The 5,978-nt window shown below is 58.2% G+C and carries 6 protein-coding genes; 5 read left to right on the top strand and 1 reads right to left on the bottom strand.

The genetic code is table 11. The annotated features are described in order from the left end of the window. From VGE80_RS20065 to VGE80_RS20050, 4 genes are all read left to right on the top strand, one after another. Positions 1–202, top strand: a 202-nt coding sequence (locus tag VGE80_RS20065) for a transposase (RefSeq protein WP_440593891.1), incomplete at its 5' end; no start/stop codon positions are given. Further along, complete coding sequence (locus tag VGE80_RS20060; RefSeq protein WP_440593890.1) at positions 199–1,065, top strand: IS3 family transposase; 867 nt, start codon at positions 199–201, stop codon at positions 1,063–1,065. The genes VGE80_RS20065 and VGE80_RS20060, both read left to right, overlap by 4 nt. Positions 1,066–1,659: 594 nt before the next feature. Next, on the top strand, positions 1,660–2,139 hold the full coding sequence (locus VGE80_RS20055; RefSeq protein WP_373651139.1) for a hypothetical protein: 480 nt from the start codon (positions 1,660–1,662) through the stop codon (positions 2,137–2,139). A gap of 218 nt (positions 2,140–2,357) precedes the next feature. Further along, positions 2,358–4,214 carry a GTPase gene (locus VGE80_RS20050; protein WP_440593889.1) on the top strand — a complete coding sequence of 619 codons (1,857 nt, stop codon included), beginning with the start codon at positions 2,358–2,360 and terminating at the stop codon, positions 4,212–4,214. Positions 4,215–4,341: 127 nt separating this feature from the next. On the opposite strand, the gene VGE80_RS20045 is transcribed toward VGE80_RS20050, so the two are convergent. Then, positions 4,342–5,175, bottom strand: a complete 834-nt coding sequence (locus tag VGE80_RS20045) for an HAD-IIA family hydrolase (protein ID WP_440593888.1) — start codon at positions 5,173–5,175, stop codon at positions 4,342–4,344. A gap of 275 nt (positions 5,176–5,450) precedes the next feature. On the opposite strand from VGE80_RS20045, the gene VGE80_RS20040 reads away from it, so the two are divergent. Beyond that, positions 5,451–5,978: DUF1549 domain-containing protein (locus VGE80_RS20040; RefSeq protein ID WP_440593887.1), on the top strand; the 528-nt coding region annotated here is incomplete at its 3' end.

The following is a 5,978-nucleotide window of genomic DNA, read 5'->3' as shown; positions in this document are numbered from 1 at the left end:
TGCCAGTTCCGTTGCGGAGCGACTGGGCCTGGCGAGCCCCAATGTTCTCTACCGATGGAAACAGACGCAGCTTGAGGAGTCGGGCCCGATCGCAAGCACGCTGGAAGCGCGAGTCCACGAACTGGAAGTGGAGCTTCAGCGAGTGATTCGGGAGCGTGACATCCTAAAAAAAGCGTTGGCCATTTTCGGCCGCAACGAGTGACAGACATCTACGCTGCCGTGCCGGGTATCGCACAATCAAGCAGTGCTCAAACCAGTGTCGTGTGCGAGGTGTTGGGAGTCAGTCGGTCCGCGTATTACGCCTGGAGAGAGCGTATCCCCAGCGGGCGAGAATCTCGTGACACGCGACTGGCTCAACAAATCCAAGCCATCTTTTGGAACCATCGCCGCCGTTATGGCGCGCGTCGAATTGCGGAGGAGTTAGCCGATCAAGGAGAGATCTGCTCACCGCGAAAAGTGGCTCAACTGCTGAGTTTACAGGGGCTGCGGGCCATTCAACCGAAGTCTTTCGTCCCCAAGACAACGCAGAGCCGACATCGTTTAGGGTACAGCCCGAATTTGTTACTTGAGGCTCCTGAGCCGAGTTCATTGAATGATCTTTGGGTTGGCGACATCAGCTACGTCCCCCTGACGGACGGGCGTTTCTGCTATCTCGCTGTTCTCATGGATCGCTATTCACGGCGGATCGTCGGCTGGAATGTCGATCAGTCGATGACAGAAGAACTGGTGATCCCCGCTCTCCAGGCTGCAATCCGTGACCGTCAGCCCGCCCCGATGATGATTCACCATACCGACCGAGGAGGGCAGTACGCGGGAGGCCGGTATCGCGCGATCCTTCGTCGGGCAGACTCCCGACAAAGCATGAGCCGTGCTGACAACTGTTACGACAACGCCTTCATGGAATCTTGCTTCGGCACCCTCAAGACAGAACTCGAAATGACCGACTACAAACATCACCGCATCGCCCGGCGTGAGATCGGTGAGTACATCGCTTACTACAACCTCAACCGAAAACACTCCGCCCTCGGATACTTGACCCCACATCAGTTCGAACTGCAGGAATGATTTCTTGTGTGTTGAACTGTCCGTGAAATCGTCAGCACCTCAGCGTGTCAGGGTGTCGGTCCAGAAGCCATCCGATGCACCCGCGTGGTTGTGCAAAAACCAATGCCCACTCGTTCTCGCCCTGCCAACTTGTGGTCACGGTCAAAACGTCATTTTGGCGACAAAGCTTTCACACGGCACCGAAGTCTTCTTCGACAGGACCGCTGATGTTCCACGCGGTCGTTCGGCTCTCGATGACTGATTTCAGGTGGTGACAGAGATCCTCACCGAGCGGCATGTCGCTAACTTCCTTGCCGTTTCGCACAGGAGGCTCTCATGAAAACGCATCGGATTCGAATCGCAGAATGTCTTTGATCATCGACGATACCGCCACAAATTCCGATTGCGTCGCCGTACTGGGGTGGGAAGTAATCGGTGATTACAGAATGCGGAATCGACCGCAATCAGGCGGTTCTGTCTCGCGGGAATTTGGATCCTGCACTACGTTACTCGACTCGAAGCAGGATGACAAAATGTTAGTGCGGCTTCCTGCGCGCGAGTGGGAGGCTGAAAGGCCCCGGGAAAATTTGACTTAAACTCTTGCAGGTGCTGTTGGTGGAATTGACTGCGTATCACGAAGCCGGGCATGCGTTCATGGCGGCGTTTCTGGGAGGGAAGGTTCGGTCGGTGACGATCGAACCGGATGACGATGACGGTCCGCAGCGATTTGGGGATACTCAGGTGGTCTGGCGGACGTCTCGCATGTCCGAGCGGAAGTTGTGCGAGAACTGTATTCAGGTGTCGCTGGCCGGGCCGGTGGCAGAAATGCTCTATTCGGGTGACCCCTACCATCCGGGGTTGGTCGCGGAATGGGCCAGTGACTGGCAGGCTGCCTGGGAAGCCGCTGCGACGCTGTTTTCCGATCAGCGGAAACGACTGGAATACCTGGAGTCAGTGACGGGTGTGCTGTACCGAATGCTGGATTCCGAACCCAACTGGTCCGCCGTCGCTTCCTTGGCTGATAGCCTGCTGGCTCATGAAACTCTTGAAGCCGAAGAGGTCGAGGAGATCGTCGGAGAGTGGCTGGATTGGTAGCGGGAATTTGTTCGCAGGTGAGCGACATCTCCTGTTGGAATATTGCCTCGAATAATCTTCTTACCGACGTTGCTGGGGCACGGTCGAGGCTTTGAACATCGCCGTTGTCGTGTTCGGTGGTCGTATGCTGCATGACTACAGTCGCAGCGGCTTGCGGCTTATGATGCAGTGCCGGGTTGGTGAGGGTGGGGATCTCAACGCAAACACTGGATACGTGAATGACCGCGGAACTGGCGCAAATGGAGTTACTCGCTCAAGTCGACGATCTGATCGCGCGACTGAGGGGGTGGGTGGCTGAACCGACGCCGTGGGAGCCGGTCCAGCAGAGTCAGTCACTGGTAAAACGTTTGCTGCTGCGTCTGGAGCCATTGCGTGCTCGTGTTGAGGCCCCGCTGGTCGTGGCAACATTCGGGGGGACGGGGGTTGGAAAGAGTTCCTTAGTCAATGGACTGGTCGGTCATGAAGTGACGACGGCGGGACGGGAACGGCCGACCACGACGTTGCCCATCGTGCTGGCTCATCCGCAGACGGATCTCTCGACGTACCACCTGCCACTGGACTCCGGAGACGACGAGTTGCAGATCGTGCGCGTCGAGTCTCCGCTGCTGCGCGACATCGTCATCATTGATTGTCCCGACCCCGATACCACGGAGTCCGAGACGGCGACCAGTAACCTCGCTCGCCTGCATCGGCTGCTTCCTTATTGCGACGTACTGCTGTATGTGGGGACACAACAGAAGTACCGTTCCGCACGCGTCAGCGAAGAACTGATGCAGGCAGCCAACGGATGCCGGGTGGTGTTTATTCAGTCGCATGCGGATCTCGATTCGGATATTCGCGACGACTGGAGAAAGCAGCTCAGTCCGCAGTTTCAGGTTGCGGAGATGTTCTTCGTCAATTCCAAGCAGGCACTGCAGGAACAGAAGAATGGGATTCGGCCGACGGGAGAGTTCGGGCGGTTGCTGGACCTGTTGATGCAGGAGCTTTCGGCGACCCAGCGTGTTCGGATTCGCCGCAGTAACCTGATGGGGCTGGTGCAGGAAGTCCTGACACACGCTCGCGAAGTCCTGGCCAATCACGCTCCGCTCGTGGCAAGGCTCGAGAAAGCTCTGGCAGAACAGCGTCATCGGACGACCGAGCGAATGGCCGAACGGCTGGAAGAAGAACTGCTGGTCAGTCGAGGGTTGTGGGAGCGGCGGTTGCTCGGACAAGTGACCGAAATGTGGGGCTACAGCCCGTTCGCGTCGATGCTGAAGCTGTGGCATAGTCAGGCCAGCCTGCTGGCTTCGTTTTCGCTGATGCGGTCTCACACGACGGCCCAGATGGCACTGGTCGGGCTGGTGCACGGAACTCGCTGGCTGACGTCGCAGCAGCAGGAACACGAGGCAGAGCGCCGGCTGGAGTCTTTATCATCGCTGGGGCTGACTGATTCGGAACTGCGGGAAGCCCAGATGGTGATCTCGGGACATGTTCACGCAGCCAAGCTCGATCGGCCCCTGCAGGACACCAATGCCCTGGAACATTTGCGCCATTCCGCGGCAGGGATTCAGCTTGAGTTCCTGACCGACGCCGCTCGGCGGATTGACGTGCTCATTCTGGAAGCGGCCAAACGGCACTCGCACTGGACGACCCGGCTGGTGTACGAGGCGTTGTTCATACTGTTGCCCGCCTTCCTGCTGTATCGCGTGGGCCGCAACTTCTTTTATGACTCGTTCTGGCTTGAGAAGCCTCTGCTGGACACGAACTTCTATATCCCGGCGCTGCTGTTTTTTGTGATCTGGGTTGCGGTGTTCGTGATGAGCTATACGGCACGTTTGCGACGAGGTCTGACCTCCCGGATTGAAGTTCTGGCCCGCGAACTGGCTCGTGTCCAGGCGGGAGCAGGTTTGTTTCCCGAACTGGAGCAGCGGTGCGCGGAGTTCTCTCGCCACCGTGATCGGCTGGAGCAGTTCACGGCGAACCTGGAGTCGATTCGGCAAAGCTTTGCCGTGGGGGACGGCGTCGAGCGACTGAGCCTGAAGCAAAGCGCCGTGGCGAGCAAGGCGAAGGAGGCGGGTTTGGTCGAACAGGTTTAATGCCGTTCAGTGAATAATCCCGAATGCACGTCTCCGACGCATGAGATGCGCGATCGCCGACTTGTCGCGGATGTATTTCCGTGCGAAGAGGACAATCAAGGAAGGACTAGTTTGTGGCCCTTGTTCCCTATACCGCATCCTGCTGTTCGAACAGTTGCCGCAGATGGACCAGGTTGTCTGCAATAAAGTGAGGCGGTACGGCGGCCGATTCAAAATCCTGGCGTTTGCTGATACCAGTCAGCACGCCAGTGGTTGTCAGGCCGATTGCGAGGGCGCCGGCGATGTCTGTATCGTATCGATCGCCGACCATCATGACTTCCGACGGCTGCAGACCAATACGGTGGAGTGCCTGGTCGTACATCCCGCGGTTGGGCTTTCCGATCACCGTCGGGGCGACTTCGGTGGCGGCCTGAAGCAAGGCAAGGATGCTGCCTGCTCCGGGGAGCAGTCCTCGTTCGCTGGGATAACTGGGATCGGAATTGGTTCCGAGAAAGCGAGCTCCGTTACGGATCGCCAGCGAGACGCGAGCGAGTTCCTCGTAGGTGACTTCGAAGTTAATTCCTGCGATGGCATACGTCGCTTCGGTCGGTTCCAGGGTCAGTTCAAACCCGTACTGCTGCAGAGCGGAACGGAGTCCATCCTGCCCGACGATGATGATCTTGCCCTTGGGCCAGCCCTGTTGCTCAATCTGTTCGGCGAGCCAGCCTGCGGTTGCTTCCGCACTGCCGAGGATCTGTTCGGGCCGGGCTTTCACCCCCATTTCCGTCAGTTTTTCCACAAACTGGACGGGGGTTCGGCTGGCGTTGTTGGTGACGCACAACCACTTCCGACCTGTTCGTTCCAGATAGTCGAACATTTCCTGGACGCCCGGCAGGAGTCGCGTTCCGACGTAGATGACGCCATCCATGTCGAACAGGACACCACGGACTTGCCGAAGACGAACGGGGGTGGTTGCAGACACGGAATCCCTTCAGAAGCAGTCGGTCGGACGGTGACGAATCGGTACGAGGGGAAATTCACGGATATGCCGGATAACGTCAAGGGTCGCTCCCATTCCCATTTTCTGCGATTTGCACCGAAACTTTTTCCGGTCTGGGGTGTTTAACCTTCCAGGGGTCGGGAACCGTCTACCCAAGCGGCTTCCGCGATTCCTTGTAAGTGCTAACTCAAGAATGATTTGCGTAAGAACTCGGCACCCGGAAGGAATCCGGGGGCGATCATTGAGACTGGAGCAACATGAAAATGCTTAAACAGTTCCGGCATTTCACTTTTCTCTCTGTTCCAGCCGTTCTGGCTGGGGGAGCTGCAGGGGTCGCTCCTGCCATGCCGTCGCTGCTGCGTGCGACGATGGTCTCTGCTGCAGAGGCCGTTCCGGCAGAAACCGCAAGTGCGGTCGCTCCTGCGAATCAATTGAAGGAGCTCAGCGCAGCGACGTCGGACGGGGGGACACCCGTCGGCACGACAGAAGGTGCTGCTACGGGGGAGGCGTCAACTTCTCCCGCAATTCCTGTCATCACGCCGTTACCTCTGACAGATCCCCGGTCCATTTCGGCGCAGGAAGTTGCTGCGGAAGTGGACCGTCAAATTCTGGCGGAGTTGGCGCGTGCCGGAATACAGGCGGCCGAGCTATGCAACGACGAAGATTTCCTTCGCCGGGCCTCGCTCGACATTGCGGGGCAGTTGCCCAGTCCGGCGGACGTTCACGCCTTTCGGAGCGAATCCGACCCCGCAAAACGAGCTGCACTGATTGAGCGATTGCTGGCT

It is taken from the genome of Schlesneria sp., from assembly GCF_036405755.1.
In the GTDB taxonomy this organism is placed as follows: Bacteria; Planctomycetota; Planctomycetia; order Planctomycetales; family Planctomycetaceae; genus Schlesneria; species Schlesneria sphaerica.
The sequence above is the reverse complement of the archived record's forward strand: the minus strand, read 5'-3'. Positions and strand labels throughout refer to the sequence as shown.